This window comes from Pseudomonas neuropathica (assembly GCF_015461835.1).
Lineage (GTDB): Bacteria > Pseudomonadota > Gammaproteobacteria > Pseudomonadales > Pseudomonadaceae > Aquipseudomonas > Aquipseudomonas neuropathica.
The window spans coordinates 51,555-71,546 of the sequence record NZ_JACOPX010000001.1 but is presented as its reverse complement, the minus strand read 5'-3'; the positions used below and the strand labels follow the sequence as shown (position 1 = coordinate 71,546).

Sequence of the window (19,992 nt, the reverse complement as noted above, 5' to 3'; positions counted from 1 at the left end):
CTGTTCAAAATTTGAGTTCGACCTCGGTTCTCTCAAACTGGGGCTGTTCAAAAGCTGAGTTCGACTGCGGTTCTCTCAAACCGGAGCTGTTCAAAACCTGAGTTCGACTGTGGTTCTCTCAAACCGGAGCTGTTCAAAACCTGAGTTCGACTCCGGATATCTCAATCAGGGGCTGTTCAAATCCTGAGTTCGACTCCGGACGTTCAGGTCGATGTAACTTGCACAAACCACTCGGTCAGTTCCCTCTCCCTCCGGGAGAGGGCTAGGGTGAGGGGCTTTTCAGGCGAGAATCCGCTCCAGCGTCCGCGTCACACCCTCTTCGCGCAAGCTGTTGCAGCACCACTCAAACGCCGCGACAAACTCCGCCGAACGCGGAATCGCCGTGCCGAAAATCTCTTCAACCGCCAACAACCGCTGAGTCATTAAAGCATCGTCCGCCACCAACGCCTGACAAAACGCCGCGCGCGGATCAGGAATCGAGTAGGTATCACCATTCTCATCCACCCCCTTCAAATACAACGCCCACGCCGCCACCACCAACGCCGCGCGCTTGGTCTCCTGCCCATCAGCAATCAACCGGTTGATCGTGGGAATGGTGAACTTGGGAAACTTCGACGAACCGTCCGAACACACCCGTTCCAATTGATCGGCAATCGCCTGATTGGAAAACCGCGCCACCAGTGTGTTTTTGTAATCCGTCAGATCAATGCCCGGCACCGGCGCCAGTTGCGGGGTCACGTCCAGGTCCATATAGGCGCGCATATAACGCACGAACAGCGGGTCATTCATGGTCTCGTGCACGAACCGGTAACCCTTCAAAAAGCCCAGATAGGTCAGCGCCAAGTGGCTGCCGTTGAGCAGTTTGATCTTCATTTCTTCGTAGGGCGAAACATCGTCGGTGAACTGCACGCCGACCTTTTCCCAGGCCGGGCGCCCGTTGACGAATTTGTCTTCCAGCACCCACTGCACAAACGGTTCGCAGACCACCGGCCAGGCGTCATCGACGCCGTGTTTGTCGGCCAGTTGCAGGCGATGCGCGGTGCTGGTCATCGGCGTGATGCGGTCGACCATGGCGTTGGGGAAACTGACGTTGGCGTCGATCCAGCTGCACAGATTGCTGTTTTGCAGCGTGGCAAACGCCAGCAGCGCCTTGCGCGTCACGGCGCCGTTGTGCGGCAGGTTATCGCAAGACATCACAGTAAACGCCGGAATGCCCGCCGCCCGGCGTTTTTCCAGGGCTGCACACAAGAAGCCGAACACGGTCTTCGGGTTTTCCGGGTGGGCCAGATCGTGCTGAATTTGCGGCAGGTGCGCCATGAATTCGCCGTTGCTGTCATCGATGCAATAACCGCCCTCGGTGATGGTCAGCGAGACGATGCGAATCTGCGGGTCGGCGAGTTTGTCGATCAACGCCTGAGCGCCGTCCTCGGCCAGCAGCATGTCGCGAATCGCGCCGATCACGCGCACTTCGGTGTCGTCGCTGTCGCCGAGTTCGAACAGGGTGAACAGGTAATCCTGCTCCTTGAGATCGTCGCGGGCGCGGCGGTCTTCGGCACGCAGGCCGACGCCACAAATGGCCCAGTCGAGGGCTTCGCCGGTGTTCATCAAGGCGTCGGTGTAATACGCCTGATGTGCGCGGTGGAAGCCGCCGACGCCGATGTGAGCGATGCCCTGGCGCGTGTCGCTGAGGCTGTAGGCCGGCAGTTGCACTTCGCTGGCCAGACGATGGAGATTCTGTTGGTTGAGTTTCATCGGGAATTCTCGAAGTCAGGCCGCAGCGCGCAGCGGACGGGTCAATGCGACACCTTCGGCATCGAATAAATGGCAGTGCGCCGGGTCGAGGTGCAGGCTCAGTTGTTCGCCGTAACGGCTGGCCAGATCACCGCGCACGCGCATGGTCAGGGCTTCGCCGGCGTTGGTGGTGACGTGGCAGAAAGTGTCGCTGCCCAGGCGTTCGCTGACGTCGGCGGTGACTTGCAGCGTGCAGTCGCCCGCTTGCGCCAGCTCCAGATGCTCCGGGCGAATGCCGAGGGTCACGGCGCTGCCGACACTGAGGTTGGCGGCATTGAAGGGCAGGGTGATGCGCGTACCAGCGTCCAGAGACACTTCGCAGCTCTGGCCGTCGACGCGGGCAATCTTGCCTTTGAGGAAACCCATTTTCGGCGTGCCGAGGAACCCCGCGACGAACAGGTTCGCCGGGTTGTGATACAGGTCCAGTGGCGATCCGACCTGTTCGATCTTGCCGCCATTAAGCACCACGACCTTGTCGGCCATGGTCATCGCTTCGACCTGATCGTGGGTCACGTAGATCATCGTCGCTTGCAGGTCTTTGTGCAGGCGCAGCAACTCCAGACGCATCTGCACGCGCAGCGCGGCGTCGAGGTTGGACAGCGGCTCATCGAAGAGGAAGATTTTCGGATTGCGCACGATGGCGCGACCGATCGCAACGCGTTGACGCTGGCCACCGGAGAGCTGTTTCGGCTTGCGTTCAAGCATCGGCCCGAGTTCGAGAATCCGCGCCGCTTCGCCGACTTTCTTCTCGACTTCGGCTTTCGGCACGCCGGCCAGATCGAGGGCGAAGGACATGTTTTTCTTCACGGTCATGTGCGGATACAGCGCGTAGGTCTGGAACACCATCGCCAGATCGCGCTTGGCCGGGCTGACTTCGGTGATGTCGCGGCCATCGAGTTCGATGGTGCCGTCAGTGACTTCTTCCAGGCCCGCGATCAGGCGCAGCAGGGTGGATTTGCCGCAGCCCGACGGGCCGACGAAGACGACGAATTCCTTGTCGTTCACTTCAAGGTCAATGCCTTTGATGATGGAGAAACCTTCGAAGCCTTTTTGCAGATTCTTGATTTTCAGGTTGGCCATGATGATGGGCCTCCACAATTTATTATTCAGATGAACCGGATCGGCTTTTCTGTAGGAGTGAGCCTGCTCGCGATGAGGCCGTTTCAGCCGACATCGTTGTTGAATGACACTCCGCTATCGCGAGCAGGCTCACTCCTACAGGGGAATGTGTAGGGTTCGGGATCTTCATTTCACGGCGCCGAACGAGAGGCCGCGCACCAGTTGTTTCTGGCTGATCCAGCCGAAGATCAGAATCGGCGCACACGCCAGGGTCGACACCGCCGACAACTTGGCCCAGAACAAGCCTTCAGGACTCGAGTAAGAAGCGATCAAAGCAGTCAACGGCGCGGCCTTCGACGAGGTCAGGTTCAGCGACCAGAACGCCTCGTTCCAGCACAGAATCAGCGACAGCAGCACGGTCGAGGCGAGGCCGCCCTTGGCGATCGGCAGCAGCACGCGAACCATTTCCTGCCACAGCGTGGCGCCGTCGAGGCGGGCGGCTTCGAGGATGTCTTTGGGGATGTCCTTGAAGTAGGTGTAAACCATCCAGACCACAATCGGCAGGTTGATCAGCGTATAGATCACGATCAGCGCGATGCGCGTGTCGAGCAAGCCGAAACTCTTCGCCAGCAAGTAGATCGGCATCAGCACGCCCACCGGCGGCAGCATCTTGGTCGAGAGCATCCACAGCAGCGTGCCTTTGGTGCGCTGGGTTTCGTAGAACGCCATCGAGTACGCCGCCGGCACCGCGATCAGCAGACAAAGGGCCGTGGCGCTGAAGGAAATCACTACTGAATTCCAGGCGAAACTGAAGTAATCGCTGCGCTCATTGATGTGCAGATAGTTTTCCAGCGTCGGCGTGAAGATGAACTGCGGCGGCGTGGCGAAGGCGTCGATTTCGGTTTTGAAACTGGTCATCACCATCCAGAAGATCGGGAAGAAAATCACGATCGCGATGGCCCAGGCCAGGGTGCCGAGCAGCAGGCTTTGCAGCCGGCGGGATTGTTGAAGAGTCATGGCAGGCCTCAGGCTTTGTCAGTCAGGTTTTTGCCGATCATCCGCACCAGAATGATCGCGGCGATGTTGGCGATGACCACGGCAATCAAACCGCCCGCCGAGGCCATGCCGACGTCGAACTGCACCAGCGCCTGGTTGTAGATCAGGTAGGCGAGGTTGGTCGAGGCGTAGCCGGGGCCGCCGTTGGTGGTGGTGAAAATCTCGGCGAATACCGACAGCAGGAAGATCGTTTCAATCATCACCACCACGGCAATCGGCCGCGCCAGATGCGGCAGGGTCAGGTGCCAGAAGATTGCGATCGGCCCGGCGCCGTCGAGGCGTGCGGCTTCCTTCTGCTCCTGGTCGAGGGACTGCATGGCCGTCATCAGAATCAGGATGGCGAAGGGCAGCCATTGCCACGAAACAATGATGATGATCGACAGCAGCGGGTAGTGTGCCAGCCAGTCCACCGGCTGCGCGCCGAACAGCTTCCAGATGTAGGCGAGGATCCCCGAGACCGGATGAAAAATCAGGTTCTTCCAGATCAACGCACCGACCGTGGGCATGATGAAAAACGGCGAAATCAGCATGACCCGGACGATGCCGCGCCCGAGGAATTCACTGGCCTCCAGCAAGGCACTGATCAGCACGCCGAAGACCACGCTGATCAGCAACACGCTACCGACCAGCAACAGCGTGTTGGTGGCGCCGGGCATGAAGCCCGAGTCGGTCAGAAAGTAGCTGAAATTCTCCAGCCCGACGAACTGGTTTTCACCGGGGTAGAGCAGGTTGTAGCGGATCATCGAGAAGTAAATGGTCATGCCCAGCGGCACGATCATCCACAGCAGCAACAGGGCCACCGAAGGGCTGACCAGAAACCAGCCGGGATTGCGTACGCGAACTTTGCGCGCAGGTGTCGACAGGTCGAGGTGGGCTTTGGCAGTTGAAGTATTCATGGCGATCACAACCGAGTCATACAGACCTATGAAGATCTAATGTAGGAGTGAGCCTGCTCGCGATGGCGGTGTGTCAGTCACCGTCTGTTCAGATTGAAAACCGCCATCGCGAGCAGGCTCGCTCCTACAAAAGGCAGGAGCGAGCTTTGCGGGTTACTTGGGATAACCGGCGCGCTTCATCTCGCGTTCAGTGGTTTGCTGCGCGGCGGTCAAGGCTTGATCCACCGTGGTCTGGCCGATCAACGCTGCCGAGAACAGCTTGCCGACCTGGGTGCCCACCGCCTGGAACTCTGGAATGGTCACCAGTTGAATGCCGATGTACGGCACCGGTTTCAGCGTCGGTTTGCTCGGATCGGCCACTTTCAGCGATTCCAGCGTGACCTTGGCAAACGGCGCGGCGCTCATGTAGGCATCGCTGTAGGTCGAGGCGCGGGTGCCTGGCGGTACGTTGGCGATGCCGTCAGTTTTGGCCACCAGCTCGCCATATTCTTTGGAGGTCGCCCAGGCGCTGAATTCTTTGGCGGCGTCTTTGGCTTTGGAGCTGGTCGGAATCGCCAGCGCCCACGAGTACAGCCAGGCCGAGCCTTTGTCAGTCACTTGATGCGGGGCGAAGGTGAAGCCGACGTGATCGGCGACCTTGCTCTGGGTCTTGTCGGTGACGAACGAACCGGCAACGCTGGCATCGACCCAGATCGCGCATTTGCCGCTGTTGAACAGTGCGAGGTTTTCGTTGAATCCGTTGCTGGAAGCGCCCGGCGGGCCGGATTTCTTCATGGTGTCGACGTAGAAATTCAGCGCGTTTTTCCATTCCGGCCCGGTAAATTCAGGCTGCCATTTCTCATCGAACCAGCGCGCGCCATAGGCGTTGGCGACGGTGGTGATCAGCGCCATGTTCTCGCCCCAGCCGGCCTTGCCGCGCAGGCAGATGCCGTACTGTTCCTTGTCCTTTTTCGTGAGCTTTTCGGCGAAACCGGCAATCTCTTCCCAGGTCGGGCGCTCGGGCATGGTCAGGCCGGCATCCTTGAACAGGTCGGTGCGGTAATAGGTGATCGAGCTTTCCGCGTAGAACGGCAGGGCGTACAGCGAACCCTTGACCGACAGGCCTTCACGCACCGACGGGAACACATCGTCGAGGGCGTAACTGGCCGGCAGATCCTTCATCGGTTCCAGCCAGCCTTTGGCGCCCCACAGTGCCGCTTCGTACATGCCAATGGTCAACACGTCGAACTGGCCACCCTGGGTGGCGATGTCGGTGGTCAGGCGTTGACGCAGAACGTTTTCTTCCAGCACCACCCAGTTGAGATTGATGTCCGGATGCTCGGTCTCGAAGGTTTTCGAGAGCTTTTGCATGCGGATCATGTCGCTGTTGTTGACGGTGGCGATGGTCAGGGTCTGGGCGCCAAGGCTGACGCTGCTGAGGGTCATGCAGGTGAGGGCAAGCAGAGCTTTTGCAGTCGGTTGCATCGTGCACTCCTTTTCTGCACCCGGAGGGTTACAGAAGGACAGTTATTGTTTTTGTGTCTTCCTGTGCAGGAAGAATGTGCGCTGATTACAGCCTTCAATCGCAGGGCTGACAAATCATCCCTAGCACTTTTATCGATACTTTTTTGCACTGGGCTTTTGTGGGGTGAGCGCAGGGAAGGGGTTTGCAGCGGGGAGCCGCTAATGAATACGTACAGGTTTCAGAGCATTGCGAGGTCAATTGTGGGAGCGAGCTTGCTCGCGAATGCGTTGTATCAGTTTGCAAATTTGTTGCCTGACACGCCGCTTTCGCGAGCAGGCTCACTCCTACAGGGGAATTGCGTTGTCAGTGGTGGTTCTGCTCGGTCAGGCGCTGCACGGCGAGCCGCCGGTAGTGCGACGGCGTCATACCCTTGAGCTGCTGAAAGCGCCGATTGAAGTTGGAAATATTGTTGAACCCCGATTCAAAACACACTTCGGTCACCGGTTTGTCGCCATCAGCCAGCAACTCGCAGGACTTGCTGATACGCAGCCGATTGACGAACTCGATGAAATTGCGCCCGGTGGCCTGTTTGAATACGCGGCTGAAATAGGTCGGCGTCATGCCCAGATGCTCGGCCACTTCCTCCAGTGAAATGTCGCGGGCGTAGTGGCTGAAGATGTAATCGACCGCGCGGTTAGTGCGGTCGATATTGTGTTCATCGGCCAGTTGCGGCGTGGTCGCACCGGACAGCAATTGGAAATCATCGCTCGCCGCGAGCAACTCCATCAGGATGAAGAAGTGCCCGAGGCGGGTGATGCCCTTGCTGTCGGCGATACGCTGCATCAACGTCATGGCCTGGCGGATCGTGCGCTTGCAGCGAAACTCGATGCCGTACTGCGCGCGCTCCAGCAAGGGCGCCAGGGTTTTCAGTTCGGCAAACACCTGGTGGCCACTCTCGAATAACTCGTCGGTGAAGTTGACCAGCATGTCGCGCTTTTCCACGACCTCGTCCTCGGCGACCTGACTGATCCAGTTATGCGGCAGGTTGGGGCCGGTGAGAAACAGGGTTTCGGGATAAAAGTTGCCGATGTAGTCGCCGATGAACACCTTGCCGGAACTGGCAACGATCAAGTGCAGTTCGTATTCCTTGTGAAAGTGCCAGCGCACCAGCGGGCATGGAAAACCGTGCTGGCGATAGATGATGGACAGGCCGTTGTGGTCATCCATCAACTCGTACGAAGGGTCGGTCACGCGGGCGGTTCGGGTCATGGCGGGGCACTTTTGTTGTTCTCCCGGCCGATCATGCCTCTTCCGGTTCTTGTGTGCCAGTGCCTGAAAACGTGCCGATCAGGCGTTAGGCCGACGCACCTTGAGCAGGTTGGCTGTGCGGCAAAACTCAACGATTCGCGACTCTTCGATGAAATCGACATTGATGATATTGCACTTCCGCGCCCAGTCACTTTTGGCTGGATCAAACCAGTCGTCGAGCTCGGAATGAATATCTACCGGGCCACCGACCGCGCTGTAGCTGGTGGCAGACAGCGACCAAGGGGCCCAGACGTTGAACGAGTTCTTCATTAAATTGCCAATGAATTGCTGTAACTCACTGGCGCTGGTAATTCCATTTCCCGACCACTCATGATCGATCGAATCGATAAATATACCGCTGTGAAGTTGCTGGTGAGAGCGCGCAGCGACCAAGACTCGCTGAACAGGGCTGATACGCTTTAGTTGCTCCAGATTAAGCGTTCGGTTGTTTCGCGGGATCAGTCGTTTACCCATTAGATGAAGGATCATGTCGTTGAAGAACTTGTAATCGAAGTTATCGCCAGCCAGCTCATGAAAGTCGACGATGATGAACTCGTTGGGGTTTCTGTCGAGAAAATTATTGATGTCGGTCACCAAATGTCCCAGTGTCCTGGAATTACGGTAACCATTGTGATGCATTTGGAACTTGCCAAGACCTTCGGCTTTTGCATCGTAGGTCAAACGTATGTCAAGTACTCTGGAGCCGTGCTGGAGCTGGTGGTAGAACGTATTGTGCTGACACGCCAGCCAATGGCGCGGCGGGCCGAAAAAGGGGTAGGAGGCTTGCCAGTCACTGCCTGCGTTGTGTGTGCCGGGCAGCGTCAGTTCGAAAAGCGACAGGGTGTCGATAGCGGGGGTCGCAGTCATCCATTGATGATTACTGTATTGAATGTCCATTGTTTAAACCTGCATTAACTTGTTTTAGGGAAAGGCGCTACCGAAAGGGTTTATATAAGTAGCGCTTGCAGGTTTTTATAAGGGGGATGTTGGTTGTGGGCAATCTGGAAATTGATGCAGTTTGTTTGGTGTTTTTGTCTGCGTGCTGTTATTGGTTTTTATCAAGAGTCTTTGTCGTGTTCGATATGACGGTTTTTTGCTTCGATCCATTGCGACATGTATTGCGTACTTTTATGCGAGTGATGACGAAGCATACTTCCTGTGAAGTTGCTGGCTCTCAGGTTATGCAAGTTCTGTTGGCAATAACGCAGCTTTTCGATCAGCGCCAAACCGTGTACGGATTGCGAGTAGCGTTCATTGAGCAGCGTATATCCCGCTTGACTGGCTTCCTGCCAAAGCATCTCGTCCTTGTATAGCGCCACGGCACTGTTGGCCAACTCAACAGCGCTGCTTGTGACCGCGCCGGGCCAGGCGTGATCGCCATGCATGCCCTCGGCGCCAACCGGTGTCGTGACGCTGGGAGTACCACAGAGCATGGCGTCGATCAGTTTGCCCTTGATCCCGGCACCAAAGCGCAGGGGCGCCAGACAAACCCGTGCGGCAGACATGACCTGCAAGGCATCTTCGGCCCAGTTCATGATGTGGAAACCTTCGCTGGCGTTATGCAGCGCCGTGGCTTTGGGCGGCGTATAAGCGCCGTAGATGCGCAATTGTGCCTGGGGCAATTGTTGGCGAATCAGCGGCCAGATCGTGCTCTTCATCCACAGCACTGCATCCCAGTTAGGCGCATGGCGGAAGTTGCCGATGCTCAGGAAGTTTGCCCGTTCTGCAAATGTTGCAGGTGTGGCCGCAGGCGGGTCGATCATCAGCGGACACCAGTGCAGCAATTGCCGGGGCAGGCCGAACTGCTCGATCAGCAGTTCGATTTCGACTTCGGAGATCATCAGGTTCAGATCACAGCGATACAGAGCGGCGATTTCGCGTTTGGCCAGATCGGTCTCGGCCATCAACGCGAACTCGTCGCGCAGTGCCGGGGCAAATACATCACTGAAATCATTCTGGTCCGGATTGACCTTGAGGCGAGACTTGAGCCGCTGGTGACGCGCATGCCGCAGACTTTGCAAGTCGGAAGTCTCCAGCACGCGTAGTGCCTGAGGGCAGTGTTTTTCAACTCGCCAGCCAAACTGTTCCTCCATCATGAACTGGTCGAACAACACAATGTCCGGTGCCAGTTCACTGATGAAGTGATCAAAACTGCTGTTGTTGAGTTCGATGGCGACTTCGCGGATGCCGAGAGCAGCAAGATCTGCTTTGTGCTCGCCGGGGCCGGCCGGGCTGCTGAAGGTAATGTCCCAGCCTTGTTGCAGGAATGTTTCGAGGATCTGCATGACGTGCCCGCTCGCCGCTGAAGAGCGCGGCTCTGGCCAGACGTAACCGATGACCAGGACTTTGGTGGCGGGAGGCTGAATCATGCGAGTTTTTCCTGTGCAGCAAACGAGGGATGCGATGAAGGCGCAATTAAACCATGGCAGGGGCGGTATTTAACACTGTCATCAACATGCTGGGCTTTACGGTAAAAATGCAGGTGAGAGGGTTGTTCTGCTATTGATTGATGTAAGTGTTGTGCAAGATTTGCTAATGGTTATTAGCTTTATGAGTGTGCGGCAGTATTGATAGTTTTGCTTGCGCCACAGTCGTTGAAAGATGCCGTCCGCGTTTTAGTATTGTGCGCAGGAGAATATATGAACAATCAACTGTCCGGGCTTTATGCCGGCTCCGAAAAATCGTTACTGTGGCTGCTGGACCCTTTCGCAAATGCCGATGAGACGCCAGTATTGTCGAGGGCGAGAAACGCCAGTTCGGTCTTGTCGTCAGGGGATGTTGTGGAAGGCGTCAATGTAAAAGATCTGGCTCAGGAGATACTGCAAGGGTGTGCCGCAGTTATGGATGAGGTGAGTTTTGATCCTGCTCATTTCATTCGCGAGCGTATTGATGAAACTGTATTGGAAATTGTCATTGAAGACGATGTTCGCAAGCGTATTCGGCATGATTCCGCTGTCAGCGTTAAGTATTACGAGTTGGAAGCGCCCAAGCGCAGCGACTCGCTCCAAGGAGAGAAAAAAGCGGTTGTCTGGAAAGAAAAAGCATTCACTCTCGCAGAAATCTGCACTGACTATCACGTGCGTGTTCTCAAAGGACTCTATGGGGTGACCATTCAATGGCCTTCCTATTATCCGCAGAAACTCAGGGAGGTGTTCAATGATGCGGACTATCAAGAGGACTTTAAACAGTATGTAAAAGATAACTTGCAATCGCCTGCGGTTAGCGCATTTGGCCGCTTATTGAAAAAAACAGAGCTGAACAAGTTGGTCGTGGAGTTCATCAAGAGCGGTGCTCGCTCCCAGGATGATCAAGTCATCGCTTTCGAGTACCTCAAAGGCACGATTCCACCACGCTTGCTTAACTTGCACAGCGATCCGGATTTGAATGTAGATAACGCTGTCTTTATCGGACGAAGCAATCTGGACCGTGGCCTGGTGTTTTTCCTGGGGGAAGACAGTGCGGCCTTCGAGTTTCCCGCCGGACATGATGCCCGTGGGCGTTTTGTTGAAAATAACCAAGACTTCCAGAAGCGCCTGCTCAAACGCGTGCCGTTACGCGATCAACAGAAACCGTATGTTCGTGATTTCAAATATCGCGGCGCAGAATTTCCCGTGTTCGTCACCCGTGCCAACTACCGGGAATTGGTATTTCGATCCAGTTCGGATATCGGTCAGGATTTGTTCGATCGTCAAATCGCGCGGGCACTTGCCGACATCGATACGCTCGTTTCAACGGAAGCCGAACGCTGGACCGATTTTGCATTGGAGGCGGCCGGTTATCTCCTGCAATGTGTTGCGTTTGCCGCCTCGTTGCCTTACGGCGGAACGGCGGCATTCGCGTCTGCTCCGATTCGCATGCTGATTCCTTTTCTCCTTGGACTCGGGGCTTCCGCGACCGATTTGATTCGTGCAGAGATATCGGATGATCCTTCCGAGACCGAGCGGTTGCGGATCAACGCCGCGATCGGTTTGCTGGCCGAACTTGCAGGCCCGATAGCCGAAAGGCTGATCGGCAAGACATTGTCGCTTGCGCTCAAGAGAGACGTGGGGCGCCGGGTGCTCCAGGCGCTCAAAAACAGCAATCGGCCTTCGGTCTTTCGCCGCTCGGCGACACGGCTGCGTCAACAGTTGGCGAGCACGACAGGAAAAGAGATTCCAGACGCGGCCAAAGGCTTGCTAGTTGCCAGTTATCTCGCCGAGTTGTCAGGCGGCCCGAACGTAGCGCAAAAGCTGGCAACGGAGACGCGGGTCATCCGCTTGTCCGGTCCAGAAAAGGGCTTTGTTTATCAGGGGTTCGTCTTTCGGGGAGACATGCGAAACCCTTCACTCATCTTTCAGAAGGGATTTACCCAGCGCGCACCGATCAAGCACCTCGATCAGATCAACGGTTTGAAGGGGGGATATGGTGGGGCTCATGACGCACTCAGTCCTGATGGCGCGGGTATTTCCACTTCGGCATTCTATAAAAAGGACGGGGCGGGAGCCTTTGTCTATGGGGGACAGAAGGGTGGATTTACCTATTTCATCGACGCACGCCAGGTGGAAGGCTTTCATTTATACGCCAACACCGAACTGGCTTTTCGCCCCAACTCAGGCTTGAAAACCCTGCCGCCGCTGGAGATCAATTATGGCGTTGACCTACCACCGGGTCTGATTCTGGGCGCCTATGACCCGGCCGGTAACTTCATCGCCAATCCCAAAGCGATCAATCGGGCCATTGCGGCGAGTGAAATCAACCCGCTGGCGGGAGCGGGCCGGGATGTGGGCAACACATTACGTCAGCCATTTGCTGACGGAGAGTTGTTGTCACCCGTCGATTTCGGCAACGAAGCGCTGAACGCGCAGGAAGCGCTTGTGATGGCGGCTCAGTCTGCGGCGGAGGGCATGCGACCTGCGACAGGGAAGGTTGATAGCAGTGATATCAGTGCCTTCCGGGAGCGGCAGAACGCTAAACGAGATCGCTTGAACGCGAGAAACTGACACCTCAGGAAACCTCTGCCAGTTCGCGGTAAAGCATTTTGCCGATGAAGAAATGGCAGTCGTGCGCCGGACTGGCATCCATGGGCTCGACAAAAACAAGTGTTGCGGGGGCACTGGCAGCGGCTGAGGCAAGCGAATATCAATATGCAGGAGTCGCACAAAGCTATTCGGTGAACGATACGCTTGATGTACCTATTGAAGAATGCTCTTGACTTTGTCGCGTAATTGATCGATGGAAAATGGCTTGCCGATAACATGCATGTCAGCAGGAGCATCAATGTTTTCGGCATAACCACTGGCAAACAGAATCGGTAGGGCGGGGTGCAGTTTTCGTGCTTCGTTTGCCAGTTCGCGGCCATCCATACCAGGCAAACCGACATCGGTCATCATCAGGTCAACCTCTTTGGTGGCGTCCTGGAGAACCTTCAGAGCCTGTTCGCTCCCATCTGCTTCGAGCACCTCGAACTCCAGCTCCTCCAGCACATCGACGATCAGCATGCGCACGATGTCGTCGTCTTCTACGACAAGGATGGTGGGGGCGGGGGTAGACATATTAAGGCTCTCGAAAGTCAGTTCAGGGTCGCCGGTCGATCAAAAGTGCCGGGCTCTTTCATCAGTAAGTGGCGCAGTGCCACAAGTTCCCTGCCTGGGACAAAAAAAGCATAGCCGCAGACGGGGCCGCAAGGATAACTGTTCAAGGCTGTAAAGGTGCTGGTGCATGTAGGAATTTGCGGCGAAACGTGTGAGAAAAATGGATCCACGCCGTCGTTTTGGGGCAAACTGCCGGTTTTTCAACAGTTCGACAAGGCTGCCCCATGTCCTCTCCGTCTACGGTTGATGAGCAACGGTTTCGCAAACTCCTGAGTCGCAACATCAGTCTGCCTTTGGGCGTCGGTGTGCTCAGTGCCGTGTTCTTCGTGTCGCTGATCACTTATCTGCTGTCGGTCATCCAGTGGGTGGAGCACACCGACCGGGTGATCAATAACGCCAACGAAGCGGTGAAGCTGACCGTGGACCTTGAAACCGGCATGCGTGGTTTCCTGCTCAGCGGCGACGAGCATTTCCTCGACCCGTACGAAACGGCCAAGCCGCGTATCGCGGTGGCGCTCAATACCTTGCTCGAATTGACTGCTGACAACCCGGTGCAAACCGATCGTCTGCGCCGTCTGCAAGCTTTGCAGGTTGAGTGGTCCAATTACGCCCAGTCGATGATCGATCTGCAGCGCTCCAGTGGCGACTACCGGGGCGCGGTCAAGGCGGGACGCGGCAAACGCCTGACGGACGAGATCCGCAAGCAATTCGAAGACGTCATCGAGACCGAACAGGTCCTGCGCACCACGCGTAACGAAGACGTGCGCCGCACCACGATCTGGAGCATCAGCCTCTATCTGGTGTTCATTGCCGCTATCAGTGGCTTGCTGGCCTATATCGGCCGGCGTGATCTGGTCAACCTGTCGACCAACTACAGCGCCAACCTTGCCGCGCAGCAAGCCAGTGCCGAACGTCTGGAGCAGCAGGCGTGGTTGCGCAATGGTCAGACCGAGCTGGCCGAGCAGGTGCTGGGGCAACTGACGCTGAATCTGCTGGGGCGCAATATTCTGCAATTCTGCGCGCAATATCTGGGCACCGCCGTAGCCGCGCTGTATGTGCGCGAAGAACATGGCGGCCTCAAGCGGGTGGCTACTTACGGTTTCTCCCGCGAGCAGGAAGAACAAGATCAGTCGATCTACAGCGGCGAAGGCATTGTTGGCCAAGTGGCGCAGCAGGCGCGGTTGATCCGTCTGGATTCGGTGCCGTCGGACTACTTCAAAGTCAGCTCAGGGCTTGGCGAAGGCTTGCCGCACAGTGTGCTGGTGGTGCCGACCAGCGATGACGATCGCGTCAATGGTGTGATCGAACTGGGTTTCCTGCGCCCGCTCAATGATCGCGATGTCGAACTGCTGGAGCTGATTGCCGGCAATATCGGCACGTCCATCGAGGCTGCGCGCTACCGTCAGCGTTTGCAGGAAGTGCTGGCGGAAACCCAGCAACTCAACGAAGAGTTGCAGGTGCAGCAGGAAGAGTTGAAAACCGCCAACGAAGAACTGGAAGAGCAGTCGCGGATTCTCAAGGAATCCCAGGCGCATCTGGAAACCCAGCAAGTCGAACTGGAACAGACCAACGAGCAACTTGCCGAACAGGCGCAGACGCTGGCCGAGCAACGCGACGCCATGGATCTGAAAAACACCGAACTCAATCAGGCTCAGGTACAACTCGAAGAGCGCGCCGAAGAGCTTCAACGCTCGAGCAAGTACAAGTCCGAATTCCTCGCCAACATGTCCCACGAACTGCGCACACCGCTGAACAGTTCGCTGATTCTGGCCAAGTTGCTCGCGGAGAACCCACAGGACAACCTCAGCGCCGAACAGGTCAAGTTTGCCGAGTCGATCTACTCCGCCGGCAACGATCTGCTCAACCTGATCAACGACATTCTGGACATCTCCAAGGTCGAGGCGGGCAAGCTCGAAGTGATTCCGGAGAACACCAGCGTGGCGCGTCTGGCCGATGGCCTGCGCAGCGTGTTCGAACCTTTGGCGGCAGACAAGCAGCTGACCTTCAGCGTCGATGTGCAACCTGGCGCACCGGGCATGCTCTATACCGACCGTCAGCGGCTGGAGCAGGTGATCAAGAACCTGCTGTCCAACGCCGTGAAGTTCACCGAGAAGGGCGCGGTCAGCCTGACCGTCGCCGGCCAGCCGGATGATCGGGTCGCGTTCATCGTGCGCGATTCGGGTATCGGCATCGCCGCCGATCAACAAGAGAGCATTTTCGAAGCCTTCCGCCAGGCCGACGGCACCACCAACCGCAAGTACGGCGGCACCGGTCTGGGCCTGTCGATTTCGCGGGATCTGGCGACCTTGCTTGGCGGTTCGATCAGCGTCAGCAGCACACCGGGGCAGGGCAGTGTGTTCACGTTGCTGCTGCCGCAGCAGTTCAACGAGTCCAATGAAGTTGCGTTCGCACCGTTGACCTTTACCCCGCCAGCGGCGGTGGCCAGCGCGCCACTGGCGCCGGTTGTTTCGCCGTTGGCGCCGGTGCATATTCCGCGCTTCGCCGATGACCGCAACAAGGCGCCATTCGCCACGCGCTGCATTCTGGTGGTGGAAGACGAGCCGAACTTTGCGCACATCCTCTACGATCTGGCGCATGAACTGGGCTATCAGTGCCTGGTGGCCCATGGCGCGGACGAAGGTTACGACCTCGCCAAAGAGTTCGTGCCGGACGCGATCCTGCTCGACATGCGCCTGCCGGATCACTCCGGCCTCACCGTGCTGCAACGCCTGAAGGAACACGCTGGAACCCGGCACATCCCGGTGCATGTGATTTCCGTCGAGGACCGTGTCGAAGCGGCAATGCACATGGGCGCGATCGGCTATGCGGTCAAACCGACCACCCGCGAAGAGCTCAAGGACGTGTTCGCCCGTCTCGAAGCCAAGCTGACCCAAAAGGTCAAACGCGTGCTGTTGGTCGAGGACGACGATTTACAGCGCGAAAGCATTGCCCGTCTGATCGGCGACGAAGACATCGAAATCACCGCCGTCGGCCTCGCGCAGGACGCGCTGGAGCTGCTGCGCACCACGATCTACGATTGCATGGTCATCGACCTGAAGTTGCCGGACATGCTCGGCAATGACCTGCTCAAGCGCATGTCCACCGAGGACATCTGCTCGTTCCCGCCGGTTATCGTCTACACCGGGCGCAACCTGACCCGCGATGAAGAGGCCGAACTGCGCAAGTATTCGCGCTCGATCATCATCAAGGGCGCACGTTCGCCAGAGCGCTTGCTGGACGAGGTCACACTCTTTCTGCACAAAGTCGAATCGCAGTTGTCCCATGAACGGCAGAAGATGCTCAAGACCGCGCGCAGCCGCGACAAGGTCTTCGAGGGTCGCAAAGTGCTGTTGGTGGACGACGATGTGCGCAACATTTTCGCCCTCACCAGTGCCTTGGAGACCAAAGGTGCAGTCGTGGTCATCGGCCGTAACGGGCGTGAGGCGATTGAAAGACTCAATGAAGTCGAGGACATCGATCTGGTGCTGATGGACGTGATGATGCCGGAAATGGATGGTTTTGAAGCCACCATTGAAATCCGCAAGGATCCGCGCTGGCGCAAGCTGCCGATCATCGCGGTGACAGCCAAGGCCATGAAAGACGATCAGGAGCGCTGCCTGCAGGCGGGCGCCAATGATTACCTGGCCAAGCCTATCGACCTGGATCGCCTGTTCTCGCTGATTCGCGTGTGGTTACCGAAGATGGAACGCATTTAGTGGAACGCAGTACACCAGCCGAACGAAACAGTGAAATCGAACTGCGCTTGTTGATCGAGGCGATTTACCTCAAGTACAGCTACGATTTTCGCGATTATTCCGGCGCTTCGATCAAGCGCCGGGTGCAGCACGCGCTGAGCCAGTTTGAGTGCGCGACCATTTCGGCCTTGCAGGAAAAAGTTCTGCATGACCCGACAGCGTTCATGCAGTTGCTGCAATTGCTGACAATTCCGGTCAGCGAGATGTTTCGCGACCCTTCGCACTTTCTCGCGATCCGCCGGGAAGTGGTGCCGCTATTGCGCACTTATCCGTCGATCAAGATCTGGATCGCCGGGTGCAGCACGGGCGAGGAGGTCTATTCGATGGCGATTCTGTTGCGCGAGGAAGGCCTGCTTGATCGCACGATCATCTATGCCACCGATATCAACCCACGCTCGCTGGACAAGGCCAAGCAGGGGATCTTCTCGATGGAGAATGTTCGTGCGTACACGGCCAACTATCAGCAGGCTGGTGGCCAGCGCTCGTTTGCCGACTACTACACTGCAGCGTACGGTTACGCGATTTTCGACAAGAGCCTGTGTGAGAACGTGACCTTTGCCGACCACAGTCTGGCGACGGACAGCGTGTTCTCCGAAACCCAATTGATTTCCTGCCGCAACGTGCTGATTTATTTCAACAAGAAACTGCAGGATCGCGCGTTCGGGTTGTTCCATGAATCGCTTTGCCATCGTGGCTTTCTGGTACTCGGCAGCAAAGAGACACTGGATTTTTCCAGTTATGCCAACCAGTTCGAAGCGCTGGTGAAACAAGAACGGATCTACCGCAAAACATGAACGAGGCCGTGGATTTACCTCGCGTCGAGGCGATTGTGGTCGGAGCTTCCGCCGGTGGCGTCGAGGCGCTGCTGAGCCTGCTCGGACCGCTGCGCCGAGGCTACAGGTTGCCGATCATTGTGGTCCTGCACCTGCCCGAAGAGCGCCGCAGCCAATTGGCCGAGGTCTTCTCCCGGCGTGTGGAGATGCCGGTGCACGAGGCTGCCGACAAGCAGGACATCGTTGCCGGCAATGTGTACTTCGCCACGCCGGGTTATCACCTGTCGGTGGAGCAGGATCGCAGCCTCTCGTTGAGCCTGGAGGAGCGCGTGCATTATTCACGGCCATCGATCGACTATCTGTTTGAGTCGGCCGCCGACGCCTACGGTTCTTCCTTGGCCGCTGTACTGCTGACCGGTGCCAATCACGATGGCGCGCGCGGGTTGGCCGAGGTCAAGCGCTGCGGCGGTTTGACCATCGTCCAGGACCCCGAAGACGCGCAAGTCGCCACCATGCCCTTGGCTGCATTGAAGATTCAGCAGCCGGATCATGTCCTACCCATTCACGGCATCGGCCGTCTGCTTGTCGAGCTGGAACGAATCGCATGCTGAGTAATATCCAAGCCAAACTGCTGATCGTCGACGATCTGCCGGAGAACCTGCTGGCGCTCGAAGCGCTGATCAAGCGCGAAGACCGTACCGTCTATAAAGCTCTATCGGCGGATGAAGCGCTGTCGTTGTTGCTGCAACATGAGTTCGCCATGGCCATCCTCGACGTGCAGATGCCGGGCATGAATGGCTTCGAACTCGCCGAGTTGATGCGTGGTACCGAGAAAACCAAGAATATCCCGATCATTTTCGTCAGCGCCGCCGGCCGTGAACTGAATTACGCGTTCAAGGGTTACGAGAGCGGGGCCGTGGACTTTCTGCACAAACCGCTGGATATCCATGCGGTCAAAAGCAAGGTCAATGTCTTCGTCGATCTGTACCGCCAGAGCAAAGCGCTCAAGCAACAGCTCGAAGCCCTGGAGCAGGCCCGTCGCGAGCAGGAAGCGCTGCTGCAACAACTGCAGAACACCCAGCTGGAGCTGGAGCAGGCCGTGCGCATGCGTGATGACTTCATGTCGATCGTTGCCCACGAAGTGCGGACGCCGCTCAACGGCCTGATCCTCGAAACCCAGTTGCGCAAGATGCACCTGGCCCGTGACAACGCCGCCGCGTTCACCCTCGACAAGATGCACGCGATGGTCGACCGCGATGAGCGGCAGATCAAAAGCCTGATCCGCCTGATCGAAGACATGCTCGACGTGTCGCGCATTCGCACCGGCAAATTGTCGATTCGACCGAGTCGTTTCGATCTGGTGCAATTGGTGAGCAACCTGCTGCAAAACTTCGCACAACAGATCGAAGCCGCTGAAACCGAAGTGTCGTTTACCGCGCCATCCCCGGTAGAAGGCCTTTGGGACGAGTTCCGCATCGAGCAGGTAGTCACCAACCTGCTGACCAACGCTCTGCGCTATGGTGGTCGCAGCCCGATCCAGGTGCGGGTTTACTGTGAAGGTGATGAGGCGCGGGTCGAGGTTCAGGACCGCGGCATCGGCATCAGCCAAGAGAATCAGAAGCGTATTTTCCAACAGTTCGAACGGGTTTCCGCCAAGACGGTAGTGGCCGGGCTCGGGCTGGGTCTGTTCATTTCCGAGCAGATCGTCGCCGCCCATGGCGGTTCCATCGTCGTCGAGAGTGAAATCAACGAAGGCGCCCTGTTTCGCGTTTGTCTGCCAATTCAGGAAAACGGCATATCCGACGCAACCTCTGATTGACCGTACGGTCGTATCAGCAGCTATTGACCGAACAAAGGCTTCCCATGAGCTCAGATGCACAAGATGTAGTACTCGTCGTCGAGGACGAACCGGTTATCTTGATGGTCCTGACGGCTTACCTGTCAGGGGAGGGGTATCGCGTGTTACAGGCCGAAAACGGCGAGCAGGCGTTCGAGATTCTTGCGAGCAAGCCACATCTGGACATGTTGATCACCGATTTCCGTTTGCCCGGCGGTATTTCCGGTGTGCAGATCGCCGAGCCGGCGGTCAAATTGCGCCCGGACCTGAAGGTGATTTTCATCAGCGGTTATCCGCAGGAAATCCGCGAAACCGGCAGCCCGATCACGCGCAAGGCACCGATCCTGGAAAAGCCGTTCGACCTGGATGTCTTGCAGGAAAAGATTCAGGAATTGCTTGCCTGATATCTGTGTAGGAGCTGCCGCAGGCTGCGATCTTTTGATCTTGATCATCAACATCAAAAGATCGCAGCCTGCGGCAGCTCCTAAAGTTTCAGCGTTCAG

Annotated in this window: 15 protein-coding genes; 6 read left to right on the top strand and 9 right to left on the bottom strand. The window is 57.2% G+C overall.

From position 1 onward, the window contains the following. Positions 1-279: 279 nt before the first annotated feature. The 8 genes from H8F23_RS00250 to H8F23_RS00215 form a co-directional block, all read right to left on the bottom strand. The gene (locus H8F23_RS00250; protein WP_194932998.1) at positions 280-1,752 is read right to left on the bottom strand and encodes a mannitol dehydrogenase family protein; all 1,473 of its coding nucleotides are present in this window, start codon (positions 1,750-1,752) and stop codon (positions 280-282) included. Between the two features lie 15 nt (positions 1,753-1,767). Then, positions 1,768-2,871 carry an ABC transporter ATP-binding protein gene (locus H8F23_RS00245; protein WP_194932997.1) on the bottom strand — a complete coding sequence of 368 codons (1,104 nt, stop codon included), beginning with the start codon at positions 2,869-2,871 and terminating at the stop codon, positions 1,768-1,770. A 165-nt stretch (positions 2,872-3,036) separates the two neighbouring features. After that, positions 3,037-3,867, bottom strand: coding sequence for a carbohydrate ABC transporter permease (locus H8F23_RS00240; RefSeq protein ID WP_034154211.1), 831 nt, complete (start codon positions 3,865-3,867; stop codon positions 3,037-3,039). Between the two features lie 8 nt (positions 3,868-3,875). After that, positions 3,876-4,802, bottom strand: a complete 927-nt coding sequence (locus tag H8F23_RS00235) for a carbohydrate ABC transporter permease (RefSeq protein ID WP_194932996.1) — start codon at positions 4,800-4,802, stop codon at positions 3,876-3,878. Between the two features lie 153 nt (positions 4,803-4,955). Next, a complete protein-coding gene (locus tag H8F23_RS00230) occupies positions 4,956-6,266 on the bottom strand; it encodes an ABC transporter substrate-binding protein (RefSeq protein ID WP_194932995.1) in 1,311 nt (436 codons plus the stop codon). Between the two features lie 343 nt (positions 6,267-6,609). Beyond that, complete coding sequence (locus tag H8F23_RS00225; protein ID WP_077573033.1) at positions 6,610-7,515, bottom strand: AraC family transcriptional regulator; 906 nt, start codon at positions 7,513-7,515, stop codon at positions 6,610-6,612. Positions 7,516-7,593: 78 nt separating this feature from the next. Beyond that, a complete protein-coding gene (locus H8F23_RS00220) occupies positions 7,594-8,451 on the bottom strand; it encodes a PI-PLC domain-containing protein (protein ID WP_194932994.1) in 858 nt (285 codons plus the stop codon). Positions 8,452-8,612: 161 nt separating this feature from the next. Continuing rightward, positions 8,613-9,923: a glycosyltransferase gene (locus H8F23_RS00215; RefSeq protein WP_194932993.1), complete on the bottom strand. Its 1,311-nt coding sequence runs from the start codon at positions 9,921-9,923 to the stop codon at positions 8,613-8,615. Between the two features lie 270 nt (positions 9,924-10,193). On the opposite strand from H8F23_RS00215, the gene H8F23_RS00210 reads away from it, so the two are divergent. Continuing rightward, a complete protein-coding gene (locus H8F23_RS00210) occupies positions 10,194-12,533 on the top strand; it encodes a hypothetical protein (protein WP_194932992.1) in 2,340 nt (779 codons plus the stop codon). Between the two features lie 192 nt (positions 12,534-12,725). Here H8F23_RS00210 and H8F23_RS00205 read toward each other — a convergent pair whose 3' ends face one another. Further along, entirely contained in the window at positions 12,726-13,085 is a 360-nt protein-coding gene (locus H8F23_RS00205) for a response regulator (RefSeq protein ID WP_194932991.1), read from the bottom strand. Positions 13,086-13,348: 263 nt separating this feature from the next. Between H8F23_RS00205 and H8F23_RS00200 the strand changes: the two genes are divergently transcribed. Genes H8F23_RS00200 through H8F23_RS00180 form a run of 5 tightly spaced genes read left to right on the top strand, consistent with a single transcriptional unit; the run spans position 13,349 to position 19,893 of the window. Then, a complete protein-coding gene (locus H8F23_RS00200) occupies positions 13,349-16,840 on the top strand; it encodes a response regulator (RefSeq protein WP_194932990.1) in 3,492 nt (1,163 codons plus the stop codon). After that, entirely contained in the window at positions 16,840-17,673 is an 834-nt protein-coding gene (locus tag H8F23_RS00195; protein WP_122600440.1) for a CheR family methyltransferase, read from the top strand. The genes H8F23_RS00200 and H8F23_RS00195 overlap by 1 nt, the downstream gene beginning before the upstream one ends. Further along, entirely contained in the window at positions 17,670-18,263 is a 594-nt protein-coding gene (locus tag H8F23_RS00190; RefSeq protein ID WP_099759244.1) for a chemotaxis protein CheB, read from the top strand. Before H8F23_RS00195 ends, H8F23_RS00190 begins: the two co-directional genes overlap by 4 nt. After that, on the top strand, positions 18,257-19,471 hold the full coding sequence (locus tag H8F23_RS00185; RefSeq protein ID WP_194932989.1) for a hybrid sensor histidine kinase/response regulator: 1,215 nt from the start codon (positions 18,257-18,259) through the stop codon (positions 19,469-19,471). The genes H8F23_RS00190 and H8F23_RS00185 overlap by 7 nt, the downstream gene beginning before the upstream one ends. Positions 19,472-19,515: 44 nt before the next feature. Beyond that, positions 19,516-19,893, top strand: a complete 378-nt coding sequence (locus H8F23_RS00180) for a response regulator (protein ID WP_194932988.1) — start codon at positions 19,516-19,518, stop codon at positions 19,891-19,893. Positions 19,894-19,992 lie beyond the last annotated feature (99 nt).

Bases quoted from the DNA above. Each gene is read 5' to 3' on its own strand.
- H8F23_RS00250 (WP_194932998.1), bottom strand. From the start codon at position 1,752: ATGAAACTCAACCAACAGAATCTCCATCGTCTGGCCAGCGAAGTGCAA.
- H8F23_RS00245 (WP_194932997.1), bottom strand. From the start codon at position 2,871: ATGGCCAACCTGAAAATCAAGAATCTGCAAAAAGGCTTCGAAGGTTTC.
- H8F23_RS00240 (WP_034154211.1), bottom strand. From the start codon at position 3,867: ATGACTCTTCAACAATCCCGCCGGCTGCAAAGCCTGCTGCTCGGCACC.
- H8F23_RS00235 (WP_194932996.1), bottom strand. From the start codon at position 4,802: ATGAATACTTCAACTGCCAAAGCCCACCTCGACCTGTCGACACCTGCG.
- H8F23_RS00230 (WP_194932995.1), bottom strand. From the start codon at position 6,266: ATGCAACCGACTGCAAAAGCTCTGCTTGCCCTCACCTGCATGACCCTC.
- H8F23_RS00225 (WP_077573033.1), bottom strand. From the start codon at position 7,515: ATGACCCGAACCGCCCGCGTGACCGACCCTTCGTACGAGTTGATGGAT.
- H8F23_RS00220 (WP_194932994.1), bottom strand. From the start codon at position 8,451: ATGGACATTCAATACAGTAATCATCAATGGATGACTGCGACCCCCGCT.
- H8F23_RS00215 (WP_194932993.1), bottom strand. From the start codon at position 9,923: ATGATTCAGCCTCCCGCCACCAAAGTCCTGGTCATCGGTTACGTCTGG.
- H8F23_RS00210 (WP_194932992.1), top strand. From the start codon at position 10,194: ATGAACAATCAACTGTCCGGGCTTTATGCCGGCTCCGAAAAATCGTTA.
- H8F23_RS00205 (WP_194932991.1), bottom strand. From the start codon at position 13,085: ATGTCTACCCCCGCCCCCACCATCCTTGTCGTAGAAGACGACGACATC.
- H8F23_RS00200 (WP_194932990.1), top strand. From the start codon at position 13,349: ATGTCCTCTCCGTCTACGGTTGATGAGCAACGGTTTCGCAAACTCCTG.
- H8F23_RS00190 (WP_099759244.1), top strand. From the start codon at position 17,670: ATGAACGAGGCCGTGGATTTACCTCGCGTCGAGGCGATTGTGGTCGGA.
- H8F23_RS00185 (WP_194932989.1), top strand. From the start codon at position 18,257: ATGCTGAGTAATATCCAAGCCAAACTGCTGATCGTCGACGATCTGCCG.
- H8F23_RS00180 (WP_194932988.1), top strand. From the start codon at position 19,516: ATGAGCTCAGATGCACAAGATGTAGTACTCGTCGTCGAGGACGAACCG.